Raw genomic sequence first — 26,050 nt, 5'->3', positions numbered from 1 at the left:
GAGGGTGTGGTCAGGGTTGATCGAGGTGATGGCGGAGACGTCGAAGTGGGTGGCCTGGTACAACCAGACGCGATTGCATTCGGCGATTGACTACCGGCCGCCTGTCGAGGTCCATTCTGAATGGATCGCCCAGTCCGGGACGGAGTCCACGGCCGCTTAGGAAACCAAGAAAAGGAGCCTCTACAAAACCCGGGGCTTGACACTCCACCCCCTATGCCGCGGACACCACCTCCTCAAAACCAACCGCAACATCACCATCACCACCAGCAACAACACCCGGACAGGCGACAGCCGGCCGGGCGGGAAGAACAACACCATCACCTACGAATGGACCTCCACCACCGCACCCACCGGCTTCACCCACACCGTCGATCCACCACCGGACCTCATCAACGCCGCCCAAGCCCGCCACATCATCGACGAACACACCCCACCCATCGACCAGGACACCACTGCGCCCTACCACCTGGAAAAGAACCTGCCCAAACTCACCGACGCCGAACACGCCCTCCCCGCCATCGCCGACCTCGAACACCTCCTCGCCGGCGGCGGCCTCCTACCACCACGCCCCGAACGCAAACTCACCACCTGGGAAGAACTCGACATCCTCTACCGGATCGCCCACCCAGACCACACCACACCCAGACCCAAAACCTGGCGCCCCAAAGACTGGGTCCCCTGGGCCCACCACCGCACCCGCGCCCAAATCATCACCGACCCCTGGCGCCACACCACCCCACCGATCGACCACCAAACCGAATACGAAACCGACCTCCCACCCTTCTAAGCCGCGGCCCTTCACCTCTACGCGGTCTCAGTATCCGGTCCACCCACATATGCAGGGCACCCTTATGCATTACATTTCACATCATGAAATCCCGCATAACGTTGGCTCTGACCTCCCTGTCCCTGGGCCTTTCCCTCACCGCATGTGGCGGAACCCAGTCGGCCGCTCCGACGGAAAACGAAGCCGGCGAGGCAGCGGAAGCCGCGCAGTCCCCCGCGGCGGCGGAGAACGCCGCCGAGAACCCCGCCGAATCCGCAGATGCAGAGGACTCCGCCCTGGCCGTCCCCGGCTATGCCGTCGGTGAGATCCCGCCGATCCCGCAGATCGCCATCCCCGACATCTCCCTGCTCAACTCCTCCAACGATTCCTTCACGATCGAAGCGGGCAAAACCCTAACCTCGATCCCCGGCATCAAGGTCACCCCGGCCAAGTGCGATGGCACCAGCCTCATCTCCTCCTCGGGCACGATCCTGAACGGAGACGGCTCCGGCGTATCGACCGGTAAGGACGGCTCCAAGATCAACAACGGAGACGGCTCGGGCGTCACCAATGACAAGGACGCCACCATCATCAACAACGGCGATGGTGCGGGCGCCTACACCGGCAAGAAGAACGGGGTGAATATCGTCAACAATGGAGATGGCACCGGCACGTACAACGACAAACAGCTCAACGTCGTGGTCAACACCGGCGGCTCCGGCACCTCCGATGATTCGACCACGGGCTACAAGATCGTCCTCAATGGCGACGGGTCGGGGACCTTCCACGATGAGAAGAACGACGTCGAGATCGTCAACAACGGCGACGGCAATGGGACCTACCACGGCCACGGTCTGGAGATCATCAACCACGGCGATGGCAAGGCCCTGATCACCAGCGACGCCGGCGCAACCACCACCGTCGACGCCGAACCCATGGCAAAGGCTCCGACCGCAGGCTCCTTGCCGCCCATGACTGCGATCAAGCCGATCAAGTCCTGCGGCACCACGATCACCCTGGAGAATGAGGTCCTGTTCGACTTCGACAAGTCCGATCTGCGCCCGGCGGCGACCGACACCCTGCAGAAGGTCGATCAGGCCTTCTCGGAACTCAAGGCACCCGCAGCCGAGGTCTACGGTCACACCGACGCCAAGGGCGACGACGACTACAACCAGAAGCTGTCCGAGGACCGCGCGGCATCGGTTGAGAACAAGCTCAAAGAACTGGGCACCACCACGAAGCTGAGCTCCAAGGGCTTCGGTGAGACCAAGCCGGTCGCAGCCAACGAGAACAAGGACGGTTCGGACAATCCCTCGGGCCGCCAGCTCAATCGCCGCGTCGAGATCTTCGTCCCCGCGTTCTGAGCACAGCGTTCTGAGCACAGCGTCCTAGTCCTCCCGGCGACCGCGAGAGAGGACACCGGCACCGGCAACCGTTACACCCGCTGAAAAACCCGGCTAGGCCACGTATTCGGCCAGGTGGCGCCCCGTCAGCGTCGCCTGGCCGGAATCAGTCCGGCCAGTCTCTACCAGCTCGGCCGGGGTGCCCTCGAACACCACGCGGCCACCCTCGGTACCGGCCCCCGGCCCCAGGTCGACAATCCAGTCGGCATGGGCCATCACGGCCTGGTGGTGCTCGATCACGATGACGCTCTTGCCCTGGTCGACCAAACGGTCCAGCAGGCCCAGCAGTGCCTCGACATCGGCCAGGTGCAGACCGGTGGTCGGCTCGTCGAGCACATAGACCTCGGCCTCCTCACCCATGTGAATGGCCAGTTTGAGCCGCTGCCGCTCGCCGCCGGACAGGGTCGACAGGGGCTGGCCCAGGTGCAGATATCCCAGGCCCACATCGGCCAGCCGCGCCAGGATCTTCACTGCCGCGGGCACCTTGGCGCCGCTGCCGGAGAAGAAGGTCTGAGCCTCGGCCACGGACATGTCGAGCACATCGGCGATGCTCTTGCCGTCCAGGGTGTGCACAAGCACCTCGGCGTCGTAGCGGCGGCCCTGGCACACTTGGCAGACGCTTTCGACCGTGGCCATCACGCCCAGCTCCGTGAACACGACGCCGGCGCCCTTGCACTCGGGGCAGGCGCCGTCGGAATTGGCGCTGAACAGGGACGCCTTGACTCCGTTGGCCTTGGCGAAAGCCTTCCGCACGGGGTCCAACAGCCCGGTGTAGGTCGCGGGATTGGACCGGCGCGAGCCCTTGATCGCCGTCTGGTCGACGGTCACCACCCCGGGCCGGCCGGCCACATAGCCGTGGATCAGCGAGCTCTTGCCGGAGCCGGCCACGCCCGTGATCGCGCACAGCACCCCCAGCGGGATGTCGACGTCGACATGGTCCAGATTGTGCAGCACCGCATCGCGCACCTCGATACTGCCGGTCCGGGCCCGAGGCTCCTCCTCGGTCCGTGCCCGGTCGTCCAGGTGGCAGCCCGTCAGGGTGCCCGAGGCGCGCAGTCCCTCGACGGTGCCCTCGTAACAGATCCTGCCGCCGGCACTGCCGGCCCCTGGCCCCAGGTCGACCACGTGGTCGGCGATGCGGATCATCTCCGGCTTGTGTTCGACGACCAGCACAGTGTTGCCCTTATCGCGCAGTTTCAACAGCAGCGTGTTCATCCGCACGATGTCGTGCGGGTGCAGCCCGATCGACGGCTCGTCGAAGATATAGGTGACGTCGGTCAGCGGGGAGCCCAGGTGCTTGATCATCTTGATCCGCTGGGACTCCCCACCGGACAGGGTGCCGGTCGCCCGGTCCAGGGACAGGTATCCCAGGCCGATCCGCACGCAGGACTCCAGGATGTCGGCCAGGCGGGCGATGAGCGGCGCCGGGCCCGCATCTCCAAACCCGGCGCCTTCAACCCTCAGCCCCCGCACCCAGTCGAGCAGATCGCTGATCTGCAAGGCGCAGACCTCGGCGATGTTCTTCTTCCCGTTCCCTTCCCCGATCGTCACTGACCTGGCCCTCTCCCCCAACCGGGTGCCGTGGCATTCGGGGCAGGTCTGGAAGACGATCGCGCGGTCGACGAACCGGCGGATGTGCGGCTGCATCGCCTCGCGGTCCTTGGCCAGCATGGACTTGCGGATCCGCGGTATCAGGCCCTCATAGGTCAGGTTCGTCCCCTCGACCTTGATCTTGGTGGGCTCCTTGTACAGCAGATCGTCCAGCTGCTTCTTCGTGAAGTCCCTGATCGGCTTGTCCATCGGCAGCACGCCGGAGAACACCCGGCCGTACCAGCCGTCCATGCTGTAGCCGGGCACCTTGAGCGCCCCGTCGTTCAGCGACAGCGAATCGTCGTAGAGCTCCTCCAGGTCGAAGTCGCTGACCTGACCACGGCCCTCGCAGCGCGGGCACATGCCGCCCAGCACCTCGAAGCTGCGCCGTTCCTTGACCTGGCGCCCGCCCTTGTTCAGGGTCACCGCCCCGGCTCCGGATACCGAGGCGATATTGAAGGAGAAGGCATTGGGCTCGTCCAGCCGCGGGCTGCCCAGGCGTGCGAACAGGATGCGCAGCAGCGGGTTGACGTCCGTGGCGGTGCCGACGGTGGAGCGCGGATTGGAGCCCAGGCGCTCCTGGGACACGGTGATGGCGGTGCTCAGCCCTGCCAGCACGTCCACGTCCGGCCGTGTCTGCGAGGGCATGAAGCCCTGCAGGAAGGCACTGTAGGTCTCGTTGATGAGCCGCTGCGATTCAGCCGCGATGGTTGCGAAGACCAGGGAGCTCTTGCCCGATCCTGACACTCCGGTGAAGGCGGTGAGACGTCGTTTGGGCAGTTCCACGTCGACTCCGCGCAGATTGTGCTCGCGGGCGCCGCGGACGACGATCGTATCGTGGACATCGGCTGGGTGTGCGCTCATGCCTATAGGGTAGTGGCATGACCCACGTTTTCATCTCCGTCGACATGGAGGGCATCGCCGGTGTCGCGACGCCGGCCCAGGTGCACCGCGGCACCGATGACTATGAGCGTTCCCGCGCGCTCATGGCCGGCGAGGTCAACGCCGCGATCGAGGGGGCGTACGCCGGGGGTGCCACCCGGGTGACGGTCAACGACGGCCACGGCGACAATGCGAACCTGCGCCCGGAGGAGCTGGACACACGGGCCACCCTGTTGATGGGCCAGCCCAAGCTGGCCGGCGGCATGATGGCCGGCGCCCAGGACGCCCACATCGCCCTGCTGATCGGCTATCACGCCGCGGCCGGCACCACCGGTGCGGTGCTGGACCACACAGTCTCCGGTGGCGCCTTCGCCCGGATCCGGGTGGACGGTGAAGTCTGGGGCGAGGCGGATGTCAATGCCGCCATCGCAGCCCAGTTCGGCACGCCGATCGGCCTGGTGACCGGCGATGACAAGGTCTGCCGTTCGTTCGCCTCGCGCTATCCGCTGGGCCCGCACGCCATGGCGCTGACCGTCGACGTCAAGGCCTCGCTGGGCAATGGGGTGATCCACTCCCTGCACCCGGAGGTCGCCCGCGAGCGCATTCAGATCGCCGCCGAGGCCGCCGTCACCAGGGTGGCAGCGGCCACCGCGGACACCCGGCCAGAACCGCCTGCGCCCCACTCCCTGCGCGCGACCCTGCGGCGCACGGCCCAGGCCGATCACTGCATGTTGGTGCCGGGTACGGTACGCGCCTCGGCCTATGACGTGGAGTACCCGTGCACCGATGCGCTCGAACTGCGCAATATGCTCAAGCTCTTCTCGATCACCGCGGCTGCGGCATGACCACTTCCGCACCCCGCGTCCTCATCGTCCAACACGAGGACTCCGTCTCCCCCGATCTGGCCGGCGCGCGTCTGGCCGCGGCAGGGGTCGAGACCACCACGGCCGGCCCAGCCTGGGTCCCGCAGGATTCTCGCGACTTCGACGGGGTCCTGGTGCTCGGCGGCACCATGGGCCCCACCGACGACGAGGCCGCACCCTGGCTGCCCGCCGTCCGCCACCTGATCCGCGACGCCGTGGACACCGACACTCCCCTGTTGGGCCTGTGCCTGGGAGCCCAGCTGCTGGCCGAATCGACCGGCGGCCGGGTGCACGTCAATCCGCGCGGGCCCGAGGTCGGCGTCCACGATGTCGCCTTCGCACCCGAGGCGAGCGGCGATCCGCTGTTCGGACGGTTCGCGGGCACGCGGAAGGCGGCGGTGGAGTTCCACTGGCTGGAGGTCGCCGAGCTGCCGGCCGGCGCCGTGAACCTGGCCGGCAACGCCCATTCCGCGCAGCAGGCCTTCCGGGTCGGGCGGAACGCCTGGGGTACCCAGTTCCATCCCGAGGCCCTAGCCGACACCGTGGACCGGTGGGCGCACAGCCACGCTGACCTGGCCTCGCAGGCCGAGGAGATCACGGTGCGGGCCCGGGCCCTGGAGCCCGAGCTGGCCGAACGTTGGGCGGGACTGTTCGATGCGTGGATCGGCGTCGTCGCAAAGAGGAGTGCAGATGCTGACCGTTGACGCCTATGAGGTGACCGACCCGGCCTGGGTCCGGGATCTGGTCCGCCGGGTGGGCTGGGGCACCCTGGTCACCCACGGCCCCTCCGGGATCGAGGCCTCGCACTATCCGTTCCTGCTCGAGGAAGCAGGCGAGGACATCGTCCTGCTGACCCATCTGGGAAAACCCGATGATGAGCTACTCGATCTGACAGGTGAGGCCATGGTGCTCATCGATGGACCACACGGCTATATCTCCCCATCGTGGTATCCGCCGGAGCAGATCATCCCCACGTGGAATTTTATGAGCGCGCATCTGTGGGGCGTGCCGGAACTCCTGGAGCCCGAGGAGAACTACCGGGTGCTCACGCGCCTGGTCGACGAGTTCGAAGCCCCGGTCGAAGCTCCCAGTTCCCTGCGCCTGGACGAGGCGATGACCAGGCGGGTCGCGGCGGCGACCACGGGACTGCGCATCCGCGTCAAGCGTTTCCGGGGGAAGAACAAGCTCAGCCAGGACAAGGACCCGGCAACGGTCCGCTCGATTGTGCAGCACCTGGCGGGGACGGGCCCCTATGCGAATGCGCCGCTGGCCAGGGCAATGAGCAGCGAGTTCAATCTCTGAGCCCACCCTATATCCTGATTGCTTAGGTCGTGCTAAGCTCCGTCTCTGTGAACACCACTGCCGTGGACGCTCCAACGTCCGCCACCCGTCCCCGCATTCCCGCCGTTCTGACCGTCCTGGCCTGCTGGCTGGTCATCGTCTTCGACGGCTACGACCTCATCGTCTTCGGCGCGGTCAAACCCGTGCTCATGCAAGAGGACTGGGGTCTGACCCAGGCCACCGCGGGCACCCTGGGCTCCGTCGCCTTCATCGGCATGATGATCGGCGCACTGATCGCCGGCCGGCTGTCCGATGCCCTGGGCCGGGTCCACACGATCGTGGCCTGCACCCTGCTCTTCACCCTGGCGACCGTGGCCTGCGGCCTGGTCGACAGCGTCTTCGCCTTCGGCCTGCTGCGCCTGCTGGCGGGCCTCGGCCTGGGCGGCGTGATGCCGGCGACCAATGCGCTGGCCACCACCCTGGTGCCCGCCCGGTTGCGCGGGGTGATGACGACGATCATGATGTCCGGCGTGCCCGTGGGCGGTTCCGCCGCCTCGCTCATCGGCCTGAGCGTCATCCCGGCCGCCGGGTGGCGGCCCATGTTCTTCCTGCCGCTCCTGGTCATGCTCGTCGCCCTGCCCCTGCTGCTGTGGGGAGTGTCAGCCCTGGGACGCGCCGGACACGATGTCTCGACCACCGGGGCACCCGCCCGGGTGCAGGCGCAGCGCGTGGCGGCGGGGGCCTCGGCCGAACTCGCCGCGGCCGGCTCGGATGCCGGTTCCGGCTACGGCGCCCTGTTCCGCAGCGGCTTCGCCCGCACCACCATCGTGTTCTCACTGGCCTTCCTGTGCTGCCTGTTCGTCTGGTTCGGGCTCGGTACCGAACTGCCGAATCTGATGACCCAGGCCGGTTACGGGCTGGGGTCGGCACTGACCTTCAGCCTGGCGCTCAACCTGGGCGCAGTGGGCGGCAGCGTGCTGACCGCCTGGGCCTCGGTGCGTTTCGGCACCGTACCCACCGCCGCGGTGGCAGCCGCCGTGTGCGTGCTGGGCCTGCTGCTCATGCTGACCCGCCCGAGCACCGGCATGATCTACGTGTGCATGGTCGCCGCCGGCATCGGCACCCACGGCACCCAGTGCCTGGTCATGGGCGCGGTGGCCCAGGCCTATCCCGACCATCTGCGCGGCACCGCCCTGGGCGTGGTCATGGGCTTCGGTCGGCTGGGTGCGATCCTGGCCCCGCAGCTGACCGGTCTGCTGCTGGCGGCCCAGGCCGGGGTCCCCTCGGTGTTCCTGGCCTATGCCTGTGGCGGACTGGGTGTGACCATCCTCTTGGCCACGTCGATCCGCCGAAGCCGCAGGGCAGCGCACGCAACCGTGCTTGATTGATTGCACAGGCTGCGCCATTAGGCTGGACGCACGATGCACCCCATTCGAGGAGTACAGATGAAACGCGGCATGATCGTATTCGCGCTGGGCGCAGTCTGCGCACTGGCCCTGACGGCCTGTGGCGGCGGTGGCGCGGCCTCGTCTTCCGGAGGGGACTCGGCACCCACCATCGAGGGCAAGTGGAAGGCCGAGGATCCGAAGGATGCCTATCTGGAATTCACCTCTCCCGATAGCGACGGCAAAGGCACACTCGAGGGCAGTGACGGCTGCAATGGCGTCAATGGCGAATACACTCTGGACGGCTCCGCAGCGAAGATCAAGCGCGACCCCAGTACGCTGATGGCCTGCACGGGAGTGGACACATGGCTGGGCAAGACCGGTGCCGTCGAAATCGACGGCCAGCGCATGATCGTCAAGGACGGCAAGGGCAAGGAGATCGGCACCCTGACACGTGCCGACTGAGTAGCCCACACCCGTAGCCGGCAACCCCTCTTGCCGAGCGGCGTACGTGTTCAGGCTGTGAGATTTCTTAGAAATCAGGTTGCGTTTTGGTAACAGTCCGTGCCAGACTTGGTCCCCGTAAAGACGTTACTTCATTATTCGCACCACGGAAGTAGCTGCATTTAGCACCAAGCAACCTGCTAACGATTTGCAAGGGACTGAACACATGCACGCTCCCACACCGGGGAAGAAACTTGCCGCCATCGGCGCGGCCGCGGCTCTGGCCGCGGGCTCCGCAATGATCGCTGCACCCGCCATGGCGGCTCCTGCCGCAGGCGGCGAAGGCGGCAATCCTGAATTCGCCAAGGCCGCCAGCAAGGCATTCGCCGCAGACACCAAGACCGGTGTCACGAAATCGGCCAAGGCCTCCAAGATCGCTGCCGTCGGCTTCGGCAAGGACGGCGCAGTCGTCGTCCAGTCGACCGACAAGGCTCTCAAGGCCGACAGCGATGAGGTCAAGGCCCTCAAGGCCTACGCCGATGAGAAGAAGGTGGACCTCAAGGTCAGCTTCATCGGTTCCAAGGGCTATTCGGCCTACGGGGCAACAACCTCCTCAGCCAAGTTCGACAAGAAGGCAGAAGGTCTTAAAGCCGTCTCCAATGGCAAGAGCCCTTATGACTTGGTCAATGGTGCCGGCTATATCGTCGCGACACAGGAAAACTCTGATAACACCGTCCAGGGTGGCATCTGCTCCACTGGCTTCAATGCCACCGAAGGCGGCAAGCCGATCGTCATCACTGCAGGCCACTGCACCGACGGCGCCGAAGGCAAGCACGTCTTCCGTGAGGCCCCTTCCGCGTCCGAATATGTGACGGGCGAGGAAGGCAGCACTGGACTTCTTGACGGTGACGCCACCGGCAAGCCCCTGCCTTTCGGCACAGTCACTTACTCCCAGTACGGACCGAACGCTGACACGGCCAAAGCTAATCCGGATAACTCCCAGGACTTCGGCCTGCTGGCAGTCGACGGTGACGTCAAGCTGAACCAGCCCGGTGTCACCACCAACTGGAATGATAACGACGCCAAGAACGAGGACAATCTGGCCAAGGATACCAAACCCGTGACCGGCATCCGCGACGTTACCAAAGACGACCTCGGTGAATCCGTCTGGCGTTCGGGCCGCACCACCGGCAAGAAGACCGGCACAATCGGCACCGACAGGTCCAATGTGCAGATCGTCGACGGCTACGCGAACATCGAGGACAACAACCATAAATCGCACATCGTCTATGGCTTCGCCTCTGATGCAGAGGCCTGGCATGGCGATTCCGGCGGCGCCGTCATGATGGGCGACAAGGCCGTCGGCGTTGTCTCCGGCGGCTCGCCCGCAGAGGACGGCAAGAAGCCGTTCCTGTGGACCGCTGAACTGTATCAGGGCGTTAAGCAGCTCGAGGCCAAGGGCCACAAGGTCGAACTGACTACGGACGGCGACACCACGACTCCTCCGGAGTCCCCGACGCCGACGGACACGACGACGGCTCCCACCGAGGAACCGACGACCCCGACGCCGACGGACACTACCACGGCTCCCACCGAAGAGCCCACCTCGCCGGCACCGACCACGACGGCTCCTACCGAGAAGCCGACCACGGACGCGCCGACGACTCCGGCTCCCACCTCCTCGGCTCCCACCACGGAACCGACGCAGACCTCGAAGCCGACGCAGACCACTGAGGCTCCGAAGGCCGATCCGAAGCTGACGATCGACCCGAAGAAGGTCTCGGCGAAGAACTTCGTCAACGAGAAGAAGGGCGTCACCCTCAAGGTGGCGAACCTGAACAAGGGCCAGAAGGTCGCCTTCACGGTGACCCCCTCGGGCAAGAACGTCAAGCCCTACGAGCTGACCGCCACCGCCGATGCCAAGGGCACCGCGCAGTGGAAGGTCTACGGCACCAGCGGCAACGACCCCGAGGTCTACGTCGGCAAGTACAAGGTCAAGGCTCAGCCCCAGACCGATGCCAAGGCCGCGAATGAGTCGCTGACCGGTTCGTTCCAGGTCGTCTCCGGCGACGCCAACCCCGGTGACGGCGGCGACAACGATGACAACGGCAACGGCTCCGGCGACAATGGCTCGGACGACAACGGTTCGGGCGATAACGGCAACGAACTGCCCAAGACCGGTGTGACCTCGGCCCCGCTGGTCGGCGGTGCCATCGCACTGATCCTGGTCGGCGCTGCCACGGTCTTCCTGGCCCGCCGCAAGAAGAACTGAGCTTCTTCGTTCTGAGGTGATCTGATCACCTCGGAAGAACGGGGCCCCACTCCTCGGAGTGGGGCCCCGTTGCGCATTCAGGTCCAACACCACCCCTGTGCCCGGGACCACTGTGCCTAGAATGCGTGTATGACTTCCGCACCCACATCACACGCCCAGGGCCTCATCGACTTCGTCGTCGGCTCCCCCACCTCCTACCACGCGGCGGCCACCGCGCGCGACGCCCTGGTGGCAGCGGGCTTCACGGAGCTGGACGAGACGCGGGCCTGGGACCTGGAGCCGGGCGGACGCTATGTCGTGGTGCGCGAGGGCTCCCTGGCGGCCTGGGCGATCCCGTCGACGCTCCCGGAATCCACCGCATTCACAATCGTGGGCACCCACACCGATTCCCCGGCCTTCAAACTCAAGCCCCTGCCCGACTTCACCCACGAGGGCGCGAACCAGGTGGGTGTGGAGATCTACGGCGGACCCATCCTGAACTCCTGGCTGGACCGCGAACTGTGCTTCGCCGGCCGCCTGGCCCTGACCGACGGCCGCGTCGTCCTGGCCCACACCGAACCGATCGGCCGCATCCCGCAGCTGGCCATCCACCTGGACCGTTCGGCCAATGAGAAGCTCATGCTGGACAAGCAGCAGCACACCCAGCCGATCATCGGCCTGGAGCACATCACCGGATCGGCCGACAACGCCTCCGCCTCCTCCCTGGTACTGGGCCTGCTGGCCGAATCCGCCGGAGTCACGGCCGAGCAGATCGCCGGCTACGATGTGCACACCATCCCGGCCGAACGGCCCGCACTCTTCGGCGCCCACCGGGAATTCCTGGCCTCGCCGCGCCTGGACAACCTGGCCTCGGTCTACCCGGCCGTCACGGCACTGGCCGCGGTCGACCCGGATGCCATCACCTCGGTCGCCCTGCTCGCCGCCTTCGACCACGAAGAGGTCGGCTCAGGCACCCGCTCGGGGGCCTCGGGCCCCATCCTGTCCGACATCACCCACCGCATCGTCGAGGCCCTGCACCCGGGTTCCACCCGTCCGGCCGAGGACTATCTGCGGGCCATCGCCGCCAGCGTGTGCATCTCCTCCGATGCCGGGCACGCGGTCCACCCGAACTTCCCCGGCCACCACGACCCGGTCGTGCGCCCGCACCTGGGCGCCGGCCCCCTGCTGAAGATCAACGCGCAGCAGCGCTACGCCACGGACGCCCTGGGCACCGCCGTATGGGAGCGCGCCTGCGCGGCCGCCGGCGTGCACTCCCAGCCCTTCGTCTCGAAGAACACGATGCCGTGCGGCACCACGATCGGCCCACTGACCGCCCAGCGCCTCGGCGTCACCACCGTCGACGTGGGACCGGCCCTGTGGTCGATGCACTCGGCCCGCGAGATGTGCGCGGTGGCCGATATCGCGGCCCTGCACGACGCCCTGGCACAGGCCTTCAGGCGGTGAAGTGACGGTAGGCGATGAGGCGACGGTAGACGCAGACCGCATCGAGGCCGAGCTGCGCCTGCCCGCCTACCGGGACCTGACCCCCACCCTGGACTACCTGGTGCGCACGCTGTCCGGCGCGGTCTACATCGAGGACGTCTCCGGGCGGCTGCTGTTCACCCATTCGGCACCGCACCCGGACGACTGGCGGTGGGACTTCACACCGTTATCGCAGCCCTCGGTCGCCGGGTTCGAGAAGTCCCTGCGGATCTGGTCGCGTTCGGGGCGGACCTATATCGCGATCCCGGGCGACCAGTCCTTCCGATACCGCCGCACGATCATCCCGCTGACCTATCACGGGCAGATCTTCGCCTTCGTCCACCTGGTCAACTCGCGCCTGCCCACGCCGGTCCCGCGCACCGAGGACAACACCGCGACCCGATTGGTCGCCATCCTCGGCGACAAGCTGTTCATGCTCGTCATGGGCCGGCTCAACGAATTCCGGCATCCCGACGCGCCCGCCGTCCCTTCCGGGGCCGAGGACGCGGTCGGCTGTGCGGTCACGACCCTGACCGCGGGCGTGGGCGGGCATCCGGCCGACCGGATCCTCGACCACGAATCGGTGGCCCGGCTGGCAGGCCTGGCCCTGCAGAGCGCCCTGCTGGCCGCCGGAGGGCCGGTGGAGACCGTGGATTCGCACATCGTCCACTCCGCCGACCGGATCGAGCTCGTCCAGCAGCTGCGCTTCGCCCGGCCGATGGACCCTGCAGCCCTCGAAGCGCTCTATCGCTCGGCCCTGCAGGACCTGGGCTGGCGACTGAACCTGGGGCTCGGCGTCATCTCCGACGGCACCGAACGCACCGAGCGAGCGGAGGCCGAGGCCAGGGCGCTACTGAGCATGGCCCCGCCGGATCACGACCGCACCAGGGTGTTCACCCGCGGCGACGGCGGTCTGCAGTCCCTGGCCCTGCTCAAACGTGGCGGGGCGGGCTTCACCCGCTATGCCGAGCACATCCGCACGGTACTCACGGCCGCCGACCCGATCCTGGCCTCGACCGCGGCGGCCTATGCAGGATCCGAGTGCAATGCCTCGGACACCGCGGCACGGCTTGCCGTGGACCGGCGCACCGTCAACCACCGACTCCACCGAATCGCGGAGATCACCGGCCTGGACCTGCCGGCCTTCCCCGCGAAGATCATCCTGTACCTGACATTCCTACCGGAGTCCCCGCTGGAGTAACACCCGCGTAATCCTGGTTTCCCACCCGGGAAATCGGGCTGCGGGATTTTCCCCGTTCCGGGCATATCAGTGGCCGGGCCCACACCACTAGCGTGGCCGGTATGACTGACAACACCCTCACCGGGACCGTGTCGAAACGGACCCAGAACACGGTCTTCGTGATCGTGTCGATCGTGGTCGCGGTGTTCGGATCGATCATCGGCATGCAGCTGATCGCCCAGCTGGGCGTCACCCCGAACACCTCGATCATCGGCGTTCTCATCGCCATGATCATCGCCCGCATCCCGCTGGGCTGGTTCAAGCAGTTCCGCTCGATGGAATCGCAGAACCTCATTCAGACGACCATCTCCTCGGCCACCTTCGGCGCGGCCAACAGCCTGTTGCTGCCGATCGGCATCCCGTACGCCATGGGGCTGCCCCAGCTGGTCTGGCCCCTGCTGATCGGCTCCGGCATCGCCCTGGCCATCGACGTCTTCATCTTCTACCGCGTCTTCGACTCACGCTTCTTCTCGGCCAATGAATCCTGGCCCTCCGGTGTGGCCACCGCCGAGGCGATGAAGGCCGGCGATCAGGGCGGCAAGAAGGCCTGGCTGCTGGGCGCCGGCATCGTGTTGGGCCTGATCGGCAGTTCGCTGGGCATCTCCATGTCCGCCTTCGGTGTGGCCTTCATCGGCAATATCTGGGCCCTGGCCTTCTTCGGCATCGGCCTGGTCGTCAACGGCTACGCCGAACCCTGGTTCGGCATCGACATCAACGCCCTCTACATCCCGCACGGCATGATGATCGGCGCGGGCCTGGTGGCCCTGCTGCAGTTCGTCTTCATGATGATCAATGCCGGACGGAAGAAGCGGCAGGGCGCCACCCAGCAGAGTGCCGCCCAGGATGCGGCCAAGGCCGAGAGCGTCAAGGGCGTGGGCCGGACCGAGGCCACCCGCAGCGAATCCGACGTCCGCAAAGCCTTCCTGACCGGCAATGTGCTGTTCATGGCCGGCGCCCTGATCCTGGCTCTGCTCGGCGGGCTGATCAGCCACATGTCACCCCTGGTGATCGTGGGCTTCGTGATCTTCGCCGGGGTCATCACCTTCTGCCACGAGATCATCGTCGGCATCGCCGCCATGCACTCCGGCTGGTTCCCCGCCTTCGCCGTCACCCTCATCTCGCTCATGCTGGGTCTGCTGCTGGGCTTCCCACCGGTGGCCCTGGCGCTGCTCACCGGCTATGTCGCGGCCTCCGGACCCGCCTTCGCAGATATGGGCTACGACTTCAAAACGGGTGCCCTGATCCGCCGCGGCGTCAGCGTCCAGGAGGAGATCTACGGTCGCCGCCAGCAGCTCAAGGCCGGCATCGTGGGCTTCGTGGTCGCCTTCGTCGTCGTGGCCATCGCCCACGACACCCTGTTCTCCCAGGGACTCATCCCGCCGGTCGACAAGGTCTTCGCCACCACGATCGAGCACGGGATCGGCGGCGAGGTGGGCCGTCAGCTGCTCATCTGGGCGATCCCCGGGGCCATCGTGCAGCTGATCGGCGGACCCAAGCGCCAGGTCGGCATCATGTTCGCCACCGGGCTGCTCATCGTCAACCCGCTGGCCGGCTGGGCGGTGCTCGTGGGCATCGTCCTGCGCTTCATCATCCTCAAAATCTGGGGCGAGAAGGGTGAGGCCATGTCCTTCACCCTGGCAGCCGGCTTCATCGCCGGCGACGCCCTGTACAGCTTCTTCTCCTCACTCTGGAAGGCACGGTAGAACATGTCTAGAACCCTGACCCGCGAAGACGGAATCGCGGCGGTCTACGGCGGCGGCGTCCTCGGCGGCGGGGGCGGCGGCCATCTGGCCGACGGCCTGGCCCGCGTCGAGCAGATCTTCGACGGCCACCTGCCCGCACCCACCCTGGTATCGCTAGACGAGCTGAGCCCGCTGGCCACAGTCGCCTGTGTGGCCCTGGTCGGTGCGCCCTCGGCCGCCGCGGCCCATATCGACGAGGCCCAGCTGATCGCCAGCGTGCGCGAACTGGCAGGTGCCGTCGAAGGCGAACTGGCCGCGCTGATGACCAATGAGAACGGACCCGCCACCACCATCAACGGCTGGCTGCAGGCGGCGGCCCTTGGCCTGCCGGTCCTCGACGCACCCTCGAACGGCAGGGCCCACCCCACCGGGGTGATGGGCGCCCTGCAGTTGCAGAAGGAGCCCGAGTACACCTCGGTCCAGGCCTTCGCCGGCGGCGCCGGAACCGCGGCCCTGACCGGGCACGTGGCGGGCAACCTGAACACGGCCGCCGCCGCGGTCCGCGCCCTGTCCGTGACCGCAGGCGGCATGGTGGGCGTGTGCCGCAACCCGGTGAGCATTCAGCGGGTGCGCGAATACGGCGCGGCCGGCGGCATCGGCTTCGCCATCGACCTGGGCCGGGCCCACCTGGCAGGGACCACCGGGGCCGAGAAGATCGCCAATGTCGTGGACTTCCTGGGCGGGAACGTGTGCTTCACCGGCACGGTGGACGGTGTCGAGCTGCGCCAGGAGGGCGGCTTCGACGTGGGCACCGTAACCCTGGGCGATGGCTCGCGCAACTGCGAACTGACCTTCTGGAACGAGTACATGACCGCCGAGCTCGCAGGCGAGCGCCTGGCGACCTTCCCCGACCTCATCATGACCCTGGACACCGAAACCGGTGCCCCCGTCGTCTCCGCCAGAATCGAACGGGGACAGTCCCTCACCGTCATCACGGCGGACAAATCGCGGCTGCGCCTGGGCGCCAGCATGTTCGACGCCGATCTGCTGGCGGGGATCGAACCCATACTCGGCAAGCCGATCGTGGCCCACCAGTAAGCCGTTCACCGACACAGCACCATTTCACCACCACAGTAAGGACATCATGCTCAAGCAGGTACTGGACACACTCGAAATCCTCGACTCCCCGCAGGCCAGCGGCCAGGCGGTCGCCCAGGCACTCACAGCGGCCGCCCCCGAGGCCTCGGCCCAGGGAATCGTCGCCGTCAGCGTGCAGCCGGTCGGCACCGACAAGGGCTCGACCGACTTCGTCAAGGTCACGATCAAGGGCACCGACGGCAAGGCCGCGGGTGGCTCGGCGCGGACCCTGGGCGTCATCGGCCGCTTGGGTGGCCTGGGTGCCAGGCCCACCCGGATCGGCTTCACCTCGGACGGCGACGGAGCGGCCTCGGCCATCGCGACCGCCTGGAAGCTGGTCCGGATGGCCGAACTGGGCGACCGGCTGCCCGGCGACGTCATCGTGGCCACCCACGTCTGCCCCGACGCCCCGACCCGCCCGCACAAGCCCGTGGAATTCATGGACTCCCCCGTGGACATGGGGATCATGAACCGCCACGAGGTCGATGAGGCGATGGACGCGATCCTGTCCATCGACACGACCAAGGGCAATAAGCTGGTCAACGTCAAGGGCATCTCCATCACCCCGGCGATCCTCGACGGCTATGTCATGGCAGTGCCCGATGACCTGCTCGACGTTCTGGAGATCGCCACCGGCCGGCCCGCCGTGACCTTCCCGATCACCAATCAGGACATCACCCCGTACGGCAATGGCGTCCACCACGTCAACAGCATCGTGCAGCCGGCCACTGCCGCCGAGGTGCCGGTCGTGGGCGTGGCCATCACAACCGAATCCCTGGTGCCGGGCTCGGCCACCGGGGCCAGCCACGAGATCGACATCGCCGATGCCGTGCGCTTCGCCATCGAAGTCGCCAAGGGCTTCGGCAAGGGCGATGTGCACTTCGTCAAGGACGATGAGGTCGCGATCCTGCAGCGCCTCTACGGCTCGCTGGGCCACCTGTACAAGGAGGCCTGATGACCATCGGCCTGCTGACCATCGGACAGTCCCCGCGAGTCGACATCACGGGCAATTTCGCCGGGTTCGACTTCGTCGAGGGCGGTGCCCTGGACGGGCTGAGCCTGGATGCCGTGCACCGCGATTTCGCGCCGGGACCCGACGACGTCGCCGCCGGGCACACGGTCTACGTGTCCCGGATGGCCGACGGGACCGAGGTCAAGGTGCTCAAGTCCGCCGTATCCCGCGGACTCCAGCAGCGCATCGACGAGATCGCCGGGGACTGCAGCGCCATCGTCGTGCTGTGCACGGGCACCTTCGAGGGCCTGCGCTCACCGGTGCCGCTGATCTTCCCCGATGAGGTGCTGCGGCGGGCCGTGGTGGACGGGGGTCTGGGGGCGCACCTGCACGTGGTGATGCCGGCGGCAGAACAACGGCCCTTCCTCGAGGGCAAGTGGGAGCCGGTGACGCAGCGCCGCAGCTTCTCCTCGGCCTCGCCCTATCAGCCCTTCCCCGCAGCCGAGGTCGCGCGTTCCGTTCTGCGCGACGGCACACCCATCGGGGTCGTCCTGGACTGCATGGGCTTCCGGACCGAACACCGGGAGGCGCTGGCGGCTGCCCTGGCCGAGGCCGGCGCACCCGATCTGCCGATCATCCTGCCCCAGCGGGCCGTCCCGGAATACGTGGCCGGGCTGGAGTAGCCGCCGGTTCGTACTGTCCCGTCCCGCCTACCGCAGCGCGCGATCCACGGCGAGCGCCAGGCCCGTCCTGGTGCCCACGCCCAGTTTCCGCCTGGCACTTTTCAGGTGACTCTTGACGGTGGTCTCCGAGAGGAACATGCGCGCGGCGATCTGCTGGTCCGTCAGGTCCTCGATGACCAGTTTCGCGGCCTCGAACTCCTGCGGGGACAGCAGGGCCACCCGTTCGCGGGCCTGGGAGCGCTGTACCAGCGTGGTGTCGCGGTGGATCTGCGCCAGCAGGGTGGCGGTGGCACCACCGGACATGAAGCCGTCGCCCGCGGCGATCCGCAGGATCGCTGCGGCCAGGGCCTGTGGGTCCTCGTTCTTGAAGATGTAGCCCACGGCTCCGGCCGCCACCGCCCGGGCCACGTCATCGCCGGCGTCCAGAGTGGTGAGCACTGCGATCGTGGGTGCGGGGGCCAGGGCCGCCAGCCTGGCGGTGGCCTCGAACCCGTCCATCACCGGCATCGCCAAGTCCATCAGCACCACCTCGGGGTAGTGCAGCGCGTACTGTTCCAGGGCCTCGGCCCCGTTGGCGGCGGTTCCCACAACCTCGATGGCCGGGACCGTGTCCAGGTAGCCGCCCACGAAGTTGCGCACCATGGGCTCGTCGTCGACGACCAGCACCCGCACCGGGGCGGGACGTTCGGGGATTCGCGGACTCACCCGAAGATCATAGTCGGCTCAGCCCTCGCCGGGCCACGGCAGAGTCGCGTCGACGATGAACTCGCCCTGGAACGGACCGATCCACACCTGGCCGCCCAGCCGCTGTGCCCGTTCCCGGATCCCGGTCAGCCCATTGCCCCCGCCGGGCACCTGGGCTCCCACGGCCGCCAACGGATTGGCCACCCTGATGCGCGCGCCCCGCTCCGGGTCCGCCGTCACCGATAGGCTGATCGGCGTTCCGGGAGCGTGTTTGGCCGCGTTCGTCAGCGCCTCCTGCACGATCCGGTACACCGAGTTCTCGAACACCGCGTTCGCGGGCTTCGCCCGGTCGACCATGATCATCGCATCGACGGGGGTACCCGTCTTGCGCACATTCGCCACCAGGTCGGGGATCCCATTCATCGCAGCGGTCGGCGGGGCGCCGGCGGCGCGTGGATTCGAGCGCAGCCCACCCACCAGGGTCCGCATATCGTTCAGTGCCTCGTTTGCCTGCCCCCGCAGGGCCGCAGCGGCCTGGGCGGTGGCGGTATCACCGGCCCGGCGTTCCAGAGCCGATGCCTGCATCGACATCAGGGAGAGGCGGTGGGCCTGCGAGTCATGGAGTTCGCGGGCCAACCGATCGCGTTCCCCGCGGCGGGCCAGCTCCTCGCGGGCATCGGTGGCCCTGCCCCGTTCGAGCGCTGCGCGCCGATTGGCGCGCAGCAGATAGCCAATCCCCACGCTGAGTCCATAGCAGGCCAGGGCGAGCAGTGCGAGCACGCTAGCGGTGGTGCCGCGGGTGACCAGGGCATCGGCCGAGGTGATTCCGGGATCCGAGTCCATCGGGACGAACAGCGCCCCCACCACGGTGTTCAGAGGATCGCGCAGGCTGTCGCGGATCACGGTGAAGACCAGGACGATCGCTGCTGCGATAGCGCTCATGCCGGCCTGCCGGCGGGTACCGCGCCGCACCAGCTGGTGGGTGCCGATGAGCATGAGCAGGTAGTCCATGCCGATGAGCGCCAGCACGGCTCCCGCGGCGAACGTCAGCCAGGGCACCCGGAAACGGAGGAAGACACTGCCCCACAGGATCATGGAGGTCAGCCACAGGAGAATCTCGAGGGCGATCGGCTCGCTCGCGGCGTCCGGCGCCCAGAAGAACGTCGTATGGCCGGTCGCATTCGCCTCGCCTAAGACGGAGAGGAAGATCGCCAGGAAGAAGTACAGGATGCCCAGGACGATGCGGCCGCCCTGGCGCAGCCAGGGCGGTACACCGGTCGTGGATTCAGGGGTCACCCCTCCAGATTAACCGGGCCCGGTGACACGGGAATCCTCCGATCGGTCGGGCGGGTGGGACCGATCGAAGGATGTGCGGGGCCCGGCCGGACCGCGAGTCTTGAGGGGCAAGAGAAACCCGAACAGAAACGGATCGGCCATGACCACTCCTCCCCCGAACCCCTACCCCTCCTACCCCGCACCGATCCCGCCCAAGAAGGGCAAGGGCAAGAAGATCGCCGGGTTCGGCTGCCTGGGCCTGATCATCGTGGTGCTCATCGTCGTCATCGCATCGTGCGCCTCGATTCTCGGCGGTGGCTCCGACAGCGCGTCCGGCGGGTCCGCGGCGGGCTCCGGCAAGGACGCTCAGAAGTCCGCGCAGGTCGGCGACGCCGTGACCAGCGGGAACCTCCAGGTCACCGTCACCAAGGTGGGCAAGGACAAGACCAAGGTCGGCAATGAGTACATCGGCAAGAAGGCCCAGGGCCGGTTCGTCCAGGTGAACATGACGATCAAGAACGTGGGCGACTCCGCGGAATACTTCTCCGACACCGACGTCAAGCTCAAGGATGCCAAGGGCACGGAGTACTCCGCCGATTCCGAGGCCGCCGCCTACATCTCCGATTCCAACGCCCTGTTCGAGCAGATCAACCCGGGCAACACGAACAAGGGCATCGTGGTCTTCGACGTTCCCAAGAAGGTCATTCCGACCACGCTGGAGTTCCAGGGCGGGCTGTTCGACTCCCCCATCGCGGTGGACCTGACCAAGTAGGGGCTCGGCTGTGCGGAGGGGCTCGATCTGATAGAACGAACGTATGATCAATGAGCCCTCCGCCTACGCTGAGCACACGACGCGGCTAGCCCGCGAACTCACCGCGGCCCTCGTCGCCGAATCCGATGACGCCACCCTGGCCGGCCGGGTCGCCGAAATCGCCTCCCGGCTGACCGAGGCCGCGGCGGCCCCGCAGGACGTGACCGTCGACGATCCGCTCATCTTCCGCACGGTCTTCGGGGCCGGCCGCGGTCCCGTGACCTCGGCCCGCAACCCCATCGCCCCACCCGTGGACGTCGACTTCGACGGCGAGCAGGCGGTGGGCCGGGTGACCCTGGGCCTGCAGTACCAGGGCCCGCCCAACCGCGTGCACGGCGGCATCGTGGCCCTGTGCTTCGACGATGTGCTCGGCGCCGCCGCCCATGTGGGCGGCCGGGTCCCGGCCTTCACCCGCGAGCTGACGATCACCTACGATGCGGCCACTCCCCTGGATACGCCCCTGGAGTTCCGCGCCTGGATCGAGTCGGAGTCCGGGCGCAAGCGTTTCATGGCCGGCGAGGTCAGAGCAGGTGGACAGGTCACCGCCCGGGCGCGCGGGCTGTGGATCTCCCCGCGCGACCCGATCGCCTTCCCAGCGCTGTAGGGACCCCCTAGAACTCCACGTGTACGCGGTAGGGGTCGACGCGGAAGGAGGACACCGCGATCGGCGTTCCAGCATCGGCTCCCGCCGCGGCTCTGACCACCTTGTCGATGCGCAGGACCGGATCCCCTAGCGCCACCCCCAGCAGTTCGGCCTCGGTCCCGGTAGCGACTTCGGCGCCGATCGTGCCGCCCGAGGTGGTCTCCACATAGCCGTAGTCGGCCGCCAGCACGGCGAAGGTCGACACGTCGTCGTCGATCTTGTCCAAAAAGCCCGGCAGCAGCAGCTCCGGATAGTGGGTGACGTCGTAGGCGATGACGTTTTCCCCGTCGAGTAGCAGCCGGCGCAGCCCCACCACGGGAGTGCCCAGCCGGACTTCCAACAGGGCGGCGACCCGGACATCGGCGCCTTCGCGCAGCTTCTCCAGCACCCGGCGCCGCGGCGTTCCCTGGAACTTCTCCGGCAGCTTCCCGAACCCGCCCAGAGTCATCAGGCTGGTGGTGAAGGAGCTGTGGGTGACGAAGGTGCCGCGTCCCGGCTGCTTCGAGACGTAGCCCTCCTTCGCCAGCTCCTCGACCCCCTTGCGCAGGGTGATGCGGGAGACCCCGTAGTGTTCCTGCAGCTTCGGCTCCGCCGGCAGCAGTTGCCCGTTCTGGAACTCACCCGCGTCGATCCTGGCGCGCAGATCATTGCGGATCTGCAGATAACGGGGGATGCCGGGCTGCACTGTGCTCACACCTGCCATTGTGCCCTACCGGGTTCCGGCCCCTACGCGATGTGCGGGTTGGTGGCCAGCATGATGTCCATCTCGGCGGTACTGGCCGGCGTGCCGCAGTCGAAGGCACCCCGGTACCCGCAGGCCCTGGCCCCGGCCTCGGCTCCGGCCGCCAGAGCTGCGACGGGGTCGTGCGCGGCCGTCCAGGAATGCAGGAAACCGGTGATGAAACCATCGCCGGCGCCCAGGGCGTCCACCGCCTCGACCGCGTGGCTCGGGGCGTAGAACTCGCCGTCCGCCGTGTACCCGTGGGCTCCGGCGGCACCTGCGGTGAGCACCAGGACCGTGGCCCCGTGGGCGAAGCAGGCGCGGGCGAACTCCGTGCGCTCTTCCGGGCTCCACCCGCTGGCGGACACGAATGCGCACTCCACATGCGGCAGCAGGGTCATGTCCATCGGCTTGTAGGAGCGCTCCGAGAAGTCGTAGGACACGGTGGCCCGCTGCGCCAGCTGGGGCAGATAGGGTTCGATCCCGGAGTCGATCGAGGTGTGCACGGCGGCGAACTCCCCCGCCAGCTCCATGTCCTCATCGGTCAGACGCAGCCGCACGTCGTGCTGCACCCCACCCCGGTTCGAGGCCAGGAACACCCGGTCGCCGTCGGCGGCCAGGTCGACCAGGGTGCGCCCGGTCTCACCGACCGCCCGCCGGATCCTCGACACGTCGACGCCGATGCCAGACAGCGTGTCGGCGACATGGTCGCCGTAGCCGTCGGTGCCCAGTATCCCGGCGAAACCCGCCAGCGAACCGTAGAACAGCCTCGAATAGGCCGCCACGTTCAGAGCATTGCCGCCGGGGTAGGCGGTGGTCCGATCGCGGTAGATGTCGACGACCGCATCGCCGATCCCCAGGACGTCTGCCATGACTGTGCCCGCCTTCCCCTCAGTACTCCATGCGCCACATGTAGCGGCGCACTGACATCGGGTGGCCGCGGTGGTCCGACAGGGCGTCGGCGAACACGCGCAGCACGGGGCCGAAGACCAGCTGGGCATAGCTGGGGCGCAGGGCCTCGTCCACAGCGGACAGGTCCCAGCTCGCGGCGTCCAGGGTGACGACGGAGTCGGCGTGCTGGATCACGAAGTCGTGCGCGCGCTGATCGATCGCGCGGGCCTCGCCCAGACCCAGCAATTCGATGAAGGGCACGTCGAAATCGGTGATCTCGAAGGGGCCGTGGAAGTACTCAGCACTGTTGATCCCCTGCGAGTGGACCCACAGCATCTCCTGCAGGAAGCAGATGGAGAAGGAATAGCCCTGCCAATAGTTCACCCCGGAGCTCAGGGTGTAGATGAGTTCATCGCGGCGGTGCGCGAACGCCCACTTATCGGCCTGCTCGACGTATCCGGGGGTGGTGGCGGCGACGATGTCGTCGAATGCCGCAACTGCCGCGTCGGCCGCCGGTGCGATCTGCGTGCCGTTGACGTGGTCGAGGATCGCCCAGGTCAGGCGGTACAGCAGGGGGCTGCCGGTGTAGGCGTACTGCTTGCCCTCGCCGTGCTGGTAGAAGATCGTGTATTCGGCGGCCTCGTCCAGGGGCGAGCCCTCCAGATTGGTCAGCGCGATGGTGGTGGCGCCCGCCGCCCTGGCGAATTCCGTTGCGGCGACCGTCTCCGGGGTGTTGCCGGAATGCGAGCAGGTGATGACCAGGCTGTGCGGGCCCAGGGCCTTCGGCGCGCGGGTGGTGAATTCGCGGGCGTTGAGCGCCAGCGCCGAGACCTCTCCGGTCTGTTCCTGCAGCGTGTAGGCGGCCGGCTGCAAGGTGGCGTTGGAGCCGCCGCAGGCCGCGAAGAACACGTTCTTGATGTCCGTCTTGGCTGTGATGGCGGCGATCGCTCTGGCCAGCTGGGCTTCGATGATGTCGGTGGGGTGCACGGTGTCGCTCATGGTTCCGTCTCCTGCTCGGATCTACTCGGGTCGCTGAAAAGTCATCACTGGAAAGTGCTTGGGATCAGCGGTGTGTTGTGTCACAATCAATGGTATACCTTTATAAGACGTTATGTAAAAGCATCAGCCCCTCGGACACAGTAAGGACACTCCCGTGAAGAAACATCTGCTGACATCGGGCATCGCCGCCATAGCGGCGCTGAGCCTGGCCCTGACCGGATGTACGCCGAACAACAGTGGTTCGGGCGCTGCTGCGGCGGACCAGGACAAAGAAGTCAAGATCATGTGGAACCAGCCGTTCTTCTCCCTCAACGGCCACACCACCACGACCTCGGCGACCGCCAACCAGAACGTCACCTACTTCATGAGCGATTCATTCAAGTACTACGGTGACGACCTCAAACTCCACGACAACACGAGCTTCGGCACCGTCGAGAAGATCTCCGACAACCCGATGAAGGTCAAGTACACGATCGCCGACACCGCGAAGTGGTCCGACGGCGTGCCCTACACCGCCGCGGACATGATCCTGGCCTGGGGCGCACGCAGCGGCAACTTCAACACCATCGACCTGGGCAAGGCCACCAAGGACGACGGCAGCATCAAGAAGGTCGGCGCGAACGACGTGGTCTTCAACGCCAACGATCAGGGTCTGGCCCTGATCAAGAAGTTCCCGGAGGTGTCCGAGGACGGCAAGACCGTCACCGTCGAATACTCCAAGCCCTTCGCGGACTGGGACGTCAACCTGACCCTGCAGGATTCGGGCAATCCGGCGCACATCGTGGCCAAGAAGGCCCTGGGCGTCGACGACCCAAGCGAGGCCGCAGCGGCCCTGACCGAGGCCTTCAGGAAGAAGGACAACGCCGCGCTGAACAAGGTCGCGACCTTCTGGAACACCGGGTACAGCTTCACCAAGCTACCCGAGGACAAGGACCTATTGGTCAACACCGGTCCCTACCAGATGACCGAATACCAGGAGGGCCAGTTCCTCACGCTGTCCCGGCGCGACGACTACGAGGGCGAACGGAAGTCCGACTTCAAGACCGTCACCTTCCGCTACAACGAGGATCCCACGGCCGCCGTCCAGGCGTTGCAGAACGGCGAGGTCGACCTGATCAACCCGCAGGCGACCGCCGACATCCTCAAATCGGTCCAGGGCATCGACGGCACCCAGGTCAATGTGCAGAACTCCGACACCTTCGAACACATCGACCTGGTAATGGACAACGGCGGTCCCTTCGACCCGAGGACCCACGGCGGAGACAGGGCCAAGGCGCTCAAGGTCCGCCAGGCGTTTCTGTCCGCCCTGCCCAGGCAGAAGATCGTCGACACGATCATCAAGCCGCTCAAGGACGATGCCGCGGTCCGCAACTCCTACACCCAGGTGCCCGGATCGGACGGCTACGGCAAGGTCACCGCGGCCAACGGCATGGAATCGACCTACGGCTCCACCGATGTGGACAAAGCCAAGCAACTGCTGGCCGACGCCGGGGCATCCAAACCCAAGGTCAGGATCCTCTACGCCAAGGGCAATGCCCGCCGTGAGCAGATCTTCCAGCTGATCAAGGAGTCCGCAGAGTCCGCCGGCTTCCAGGTCATCGACGGCGCGGATGCCAAGTGGAGCGAGAACATGGACGACACCTCGAAGTACGATGCGGTGTTCTACGGCTGGGGCAATGAGCACCTGGGCGTGTCACAGACCGACCAGAAGTACCGTTCCAATGGCCAGCAGATGACCAGCGGCTACAAGAACACCACCGTCGACGGCCTCTACGACAAGCTGCTGACGGAGACCGACCCGGCAAAGCAAATCGAGATGCAGGGCCAGATCGAGAAGAACATGGTCGACGACGCCTTCGGCCTGCCGATCTTCCAGTTCCCGGAAATCGTGGCGAACAAGGAGTCCCTGCAGGGCGTCAGCTCCATCCCGGTCGCACCGAACGCCTTCTGGAACTTCTGGACCTGGAAGTGACGGTGATACAAAT

At 66.8% G+C, this 26,050-nt stretch carries 24 protein-coding genes; 18 read left to right on the top strand and 6 right to left on the bottom strand.

Annotated elements, in window-relative coordinates; genetic code table 11:
• The first annotated feature begins 4 nt into the window (after positions 1-4).
• The 3 genes from NQ034_RS16420 (at position 5) to NQ034_RS08060 (ending at position 2,130) form a co-directional block, all read left to right on the top strand.
• A complete protein-coding gene (locus tag NQ034_RS16420; protein WP_373567200.1) occupies positions 5-160 on the top strand; it encodes an integrase core domain-containing protein in 156 nt (51 codons plus the stop codon).
• Between the two features lie 36 nt (positions 161-196).
• On the top strand, positions 197-787 hold the full coding sequence (locus tag NQ034_RS08065; RefSeq protein WP_257048169.1) for a hypothetical protein: 591 nt from the start codon (positions 197-199) through the stop codon (positions 785-787).
• Between the two features lie 83 nt (positions 788-870).
• Complete coding sequence (locus tag NQ034_RS08060) at positions 871-2,130, top strand: OmpA family protein (RefSeq protein ID WP_257048168.1); 1,260 nt, start codon at positions 871-873, stop codon at positions 2,128-2,130.
• 93 nt (positions 2,131-2,223) lie between these two features.
• On the opposite strand, the gene NQ034_RS08055 is transcribed toward NQ034_RS08060, so the two are convergent.
• Entirely contained in the window at positions 2,224-4,623 is a 2,400-nt protein-coding gene (locus tag NQ034_RS08055; RefSeq protein WP_257048167.1) for an ATP-binding cassette domain-containing protein, read from the bottom strand.
• 17 nt (positions 4,624-4,640) lie between these two features.
• Here NQ034_RS08055 and NQ034_RS08050 point away from each other — a divergent pair, with 17 nt between their 5' ends.
• The 12 genes from NQ034_RS08050 to NQ034_RS07995 all read left to right on the top strand — a co-directional run bounded on the left by NQ034_RS08050 (position 4,641) and on the right by NQ034_RS07995 (position 18,041).
• Positions 4,641-5,486, top strand: a complete 846-nt coding sequence (locus NQ034_RS08050; protein WP_257048166.1) for a M55 family metallopeptidase — start codon at positions 4,641-4,643, stop codon at positions 5,484-5,486.
• The gene (locus NQ034_RS08045) at positions 5,483-6,208 is read left to right on the top strand and encodes a type 1 glutamine amidotransferase (protein ID WP_257048165.1); all 726 of its coding nucleotides are present in this window, start codon (positions 5,483-5,485) and stop codon (positions 6,206-6,208) included. Before NQ034_RS08050 ends, NQ034_RS08045 begins: the two co-directional genes overlap by 4 nt.
• On the top strand, positions 6,195-6,806 hold the full coding sequence (locus NQ034_RS08040) for an FMN-binding negative transcriptional regulator (protein WP_257048164.1): 612 nt from the start codon (positions 6,195-6,197) through the stop codon (positions 6,804-6,806). The genes NQ034_RS08045 and NQ034_RS08040 overlap by 14 nt, the downstream gene beginning before the upstream one ends.
• A 47-nt stretch (positions 6,807-6,853) precedes the next feature.
• The gene (locus tag NQ034_RS08035; protein WP_257048163.1) at positions 6,854-8,173 is read left to right on the top strand and encodes an MFS transporter; all 1,320 of its coding nucleotides are present in this window, start codon (positions 6,854-6,856) and stop codon (positions 8,171-8,173) included.
• A gap of 57 nt (positions 8,174-8,230) precedes the next feature.
• Positions 8,231-8,635 (top strand): META domain-containing protein, encoded by a 405-nt coding sequence (locus tag NQ034_RS08030; RefSeq protein ID WP_257048162.1) that lies wholly within the window; start codon positions 8,231-8,233, stop codon positions 8,633-8,635.
• A 205-nt stretch (positions 8,636-8,840) separates the two neighbouring features.
• On the top strand, positions 8,841-10,886 hold the full coding sequence (locus NQ034_RS08025; RefSeq protein ID WP_257048161.1) for an LPXTG cell wall anchor domain-containing protein: 2,046 nt from the start codon (positions 8,841-8,843) through the stop codon (positions 10,884-10,886).
• A gap of 129 nt (positions 10,887-11,015) precedes the next feature.
• Positions 11,016-12,329 (top strand): M18 family aminopeptidase, encoded by a 1,314-nt coding sequence (locus NQ034_RS08020; RefSeq protein ID WP_257048160.1) that lies wholly within the window; start codon positions 11,016-11,018, stop codon positions 12,327-12,329.
• Between the two features lies 1 nt (position 12,330).
• Positions 12,331-13,548 carry a helix-turn-helix domain-containing protein gene (locus NQ034_RS16415; protein ID WP_257048159.1) on the top strand — a complete coding sequence of 406 codons (1,218 nt, stop codon included), beginning with the start codon at positions 12,331-12,333 and terminating at the stop codon, positions 13,546-13,548.
• A gap of 101 nt (positions 13,549-13,649) precedes the next feature.
• Positions 13,650-15,290 carry an OPT/YSL family transporter gene (locus NQ034_RS08010; protein ID WP_257048158.1) on the top strand — a complete coding sequence of 547 codons (1,641 nt, stop codon included), beginning with the start codon at positions 13,650-13,652 and terminating at the stop codon, positions 15,288-15,290.
• 3 nt (positions 15,291-15,293) lie between these two features.
• On the top strand, positions 15,294-16,367 hold the full coding sequence (locus NQ034_RS08005; RefSeq protein ID WP_257048156.1) for an S-methyl thiohydantoin desulfurase domain-containing protein: 1,074 nt from the start codon (positions 15,294-15,296) through the stop codon (positions 16,365-16,367).
• Between the two features lie 46 nt (positions 16,368-16,413).
• The gene (locus NQ034_RS08000) at positions 16,414-17,361 is read left to right on the top strand and encodes a DUF1177 domain-containing protein (RefSeq protein WP_257048154.1); all 948 of its coding nucleotides are present in this window, start codon (positions 16,414-16,416) and stop codon (positions 17,359-17,361) included.
• On the top strand, positions 17,361-18,041 hold the full coding sequence (locus tag NQ034_RS07995) for an AroM family protein (RefSeq protein WP_257048152.1): 681 nt from the start codon (positions 17,361-17,363) through the stop codon (positions 18,039-18,041). Before NQ034_RS08000 ends, NQ034_RS07995 begins: the two co-directional genes overlap by 1 nt.
• 27 nt (positions 18,042-18,068) lie before the next feature.
• On the opposite strand, the gene NQ034_RS07990 is transcribed toward NQ034_RS07995, so the two are convergent.
• Both NQ034_RS07990 and NQ034_RS16410 read right to left on the bottom strand, forming a co-directional pair.
• The gene (locus NQ034_RS07990) at positions 18,069-18,746 is read right to left on the bottom strand and encodes a response regulator transcription factor (protein WP_257048151.1); all 678 of its coding nucleotides are present in this window, start codon (positions 18,744-18,746) and stop codon (positions 18,069-18,071) included.
• 18 nt (positions 18,747-18,764) lie between these two features.
• Entirely contained in the window at positions 18,765-20,021 is a 1,257-nt protein-coding gene (locus NQ034_RS16410; protein WP_257048150.1) for a sensor histidine kinase, read from the bottom strand.
• A gap of 139 nt (positions 20,022-20,160) precedes the next feature.
• Between NQ034_RS16410 and NQ034_RS07980 the strand changes: the two genes are divergently transcribed.
• Together NQ034_RS07980 and NQ034_RS07975 are read left to right on the top strand one after the other, a co-directional pair.
• Positions 20,161-20,772: a DUF4352 domain-containing protein gene (locus NQ034_RS07980; RefSeq protein ID WP_257048149.1), complete on the top strand. Its 612-nt coding sequence runs from the start codon at positions 20,161-20,163 to the stop codon at positions 20,770-20,772.
• A gap of 43 nt (positions 20,773-20,815) precedes the next feature.
• Positions 20,816-21,415: a PaaI family thioesterase gene (locus tag NQ034_RS07975; protein ID WP_257048147.1), complete on the top strand. Its 600-nt coding sequence runs from the start codon at positions 20,816-20,818 to the stop codon at positions 21,413-21,415.
• A gap of 7 nt (positions 21,416-21,422) precedes the next feature.
• Here the strand turns inward: NQ034_RS07975 and NQ034_RS07970 are convergent, their stop codons facing one another.
• The 3 genes from NQ034_RS07970 to NQ034_RS07960 are packed head-to-tail and all read right to left on the bottom strand — an operon-like array spanning position 21,423 to position 24,065.
• Positions 21,423-22,148 carry a GntR family transcriptional regulator gene (locus tag NQ034_RS07970; protein ID WP_257048146.1) on the bottom strand — a complete coding sequence of 242 codons (726 nt, stop codon included), beginning with the start codon at positions 22,146-22,148 and terminating at the stop codon, positions 21,423-21,425.
• A gap of 32 nt (positions 22,149-22,180) precedes the next feature.
• Complete coding sequence (locus NQ034_RS07965) at positions 22,181-23,047, bottom strand: PfkB family carbohydrate kinase (RefSeq protein WP_257048144.1); 867 nt, start codon at positions 23,045-23,047, stop codon at positions 22,181-22,183.
• Positions 23,048-23,066: 19 nt separating this feature from the next.
• Positions 23,067-24,065 carry an SIS domain-containing protein gene (locus NQ034_RS07960; protein WP_257048143.1) on the bottom strand — a complete coding sequence of 333 codons (999 nt, stop codon included), beginning with the start codon at positions 24,063-24,065 and terminating at the stop codon, positions 23,067-23,069.
• A gap of 154 nt (positions 24,066-24,219) precedes the next feature.
• Here NQ034_RS07960 and NQ034_RS07955 point away from each other — a divergent pair, with 154 nt between their 5' ends.
• Entirely contained in the window at positions 24,220-26,037 is a 1,818-nt protein-coding gene (locus NQ034_RS07955) for an ABC transporter family substrate-binding protein (protein ID WP_257048142.1), read from the top strand.
• The last annotated feature ends 13 nt before the right edge of the window (positions 26,038-26,050 follow it).

It is taken from the genome of Brevibacterium moorei, assembly GCF_024580735.1.
GTDB classification, from domain to species: domain Bacteria; phylum Actinomycetota; class Actinomycetes; order Actinomycetales; family Brevibacteriaceae; genus Brevibacterium; species Brevibacterium moorei.
This window is presented reverse-complemented; position numbering and strand designations above follow the sequence as displayed.

Coding starts and splice junctions, on each gene's coding strand:
- NQ034_RS08060 (WP_257048168.1), top strand. CDS start 871: ATGAAATCCCGCATAACGTTGGCTCTGACCTCCCTGTCCCTGGGCCTT.
- NQ034_RS08055 (WP_257048167.1), bottom strand. CDS start 4,623: ATGAGCGCACACCCAGCCGATGTCCACGATACGATCGTCGTCCGCGGC.
- NQ034_RS08050 (WP_257048166.1), top strand. CDS start 4,641: ATGACCCACGTTTTCATCTCCGTCGACATGGAGGGCATCGCCGGTGTC.
- NQ034_RS08045 (WP_257048165.1), top strand. CDS start 5,483: ATGACCACTTCCGCACCCCGCGTCCTCATCGTCCAACACGAGGACTCC.
- NQ034_RS08040 (WP_257048164.1), top strand. CDS start 6,195: ATGCTGACCGTTGACGCCTATGAGGTGACCGACCCGGCCTGGGTCCGG.
- NQ034_RS08030 (WP_257048162.1), top strand. CDS start 8,231: ATGAAACGCGGCATGATCGTATTCGCGCTGGGCGCAGTCTGCGCACTG.
- NQ034_RS08025 (WP_257048161.1), top strand. CDS start 8,841: ATGCACGCTCCCACACCGGGGAAGAAACTTGCCGCCATCGGCGCGGCC.
- NQ034_RS08020 (WP_257048160.1), top strand. CDS start 11,016: ATGACTTCCGCACCCACATCACACGCCCAGGGCCTCATCGACTTCGTC.
- NQ034_RS08010 (WP_257048158.1), top strand. CDS start 13,650: ATGACTGACAACACCCTCACCGGGACCGTGTCGAAACGGACCCAGAAC.
- NQ034_RS08005 (WP_257048156.1), top strand. CDS start 15,294: ATGTCTAGAACCCTGACCCGCGAAGACGGAATCGCGGCGGTCTACGGC.
- NQ034_RS08000 (WP_257048154.1), top strand. CDS start 16,414: ATGCTCAAGCAGGTACTGGACACACTCGAAATCCTCGACTCCCCGCAG.
- NQ034_RS07995 (WP_257048152.1), top strand. CDS start 17,361: ATGACCATCGGCCTGCTGACCATCGGACAGTCCCCGCGAGTCGACATC.
- NQ034_RS07980 (WP_257048149.1), top strand. CDS start 20,161: ATGACCACTCCTCCCCCGAACCCCTACCCCTCCTACCCCGCACCGATC.
- NQ034_RS07975 (WP_257048147.1), top strand. CDS start 20,816: ATGATCAATGAGCCCTCCGCCTACGCTGAGCACACGACGCGGCTAGCC.
- NQ034_RS07965 (WP_257048144.1), bottom strand. CDS start 23,047: ATGGCAGACGTCCTGGGGATCGGCGATGCGGTCGTCGACATCTACCGC.
- NQ034_RS07960 (WP_257048143.1), bottom strand. CDS start 24,065: ATGAGCGACACCGTGCACCCCACCGACATCATCGAAGCCCAGCTGGCC.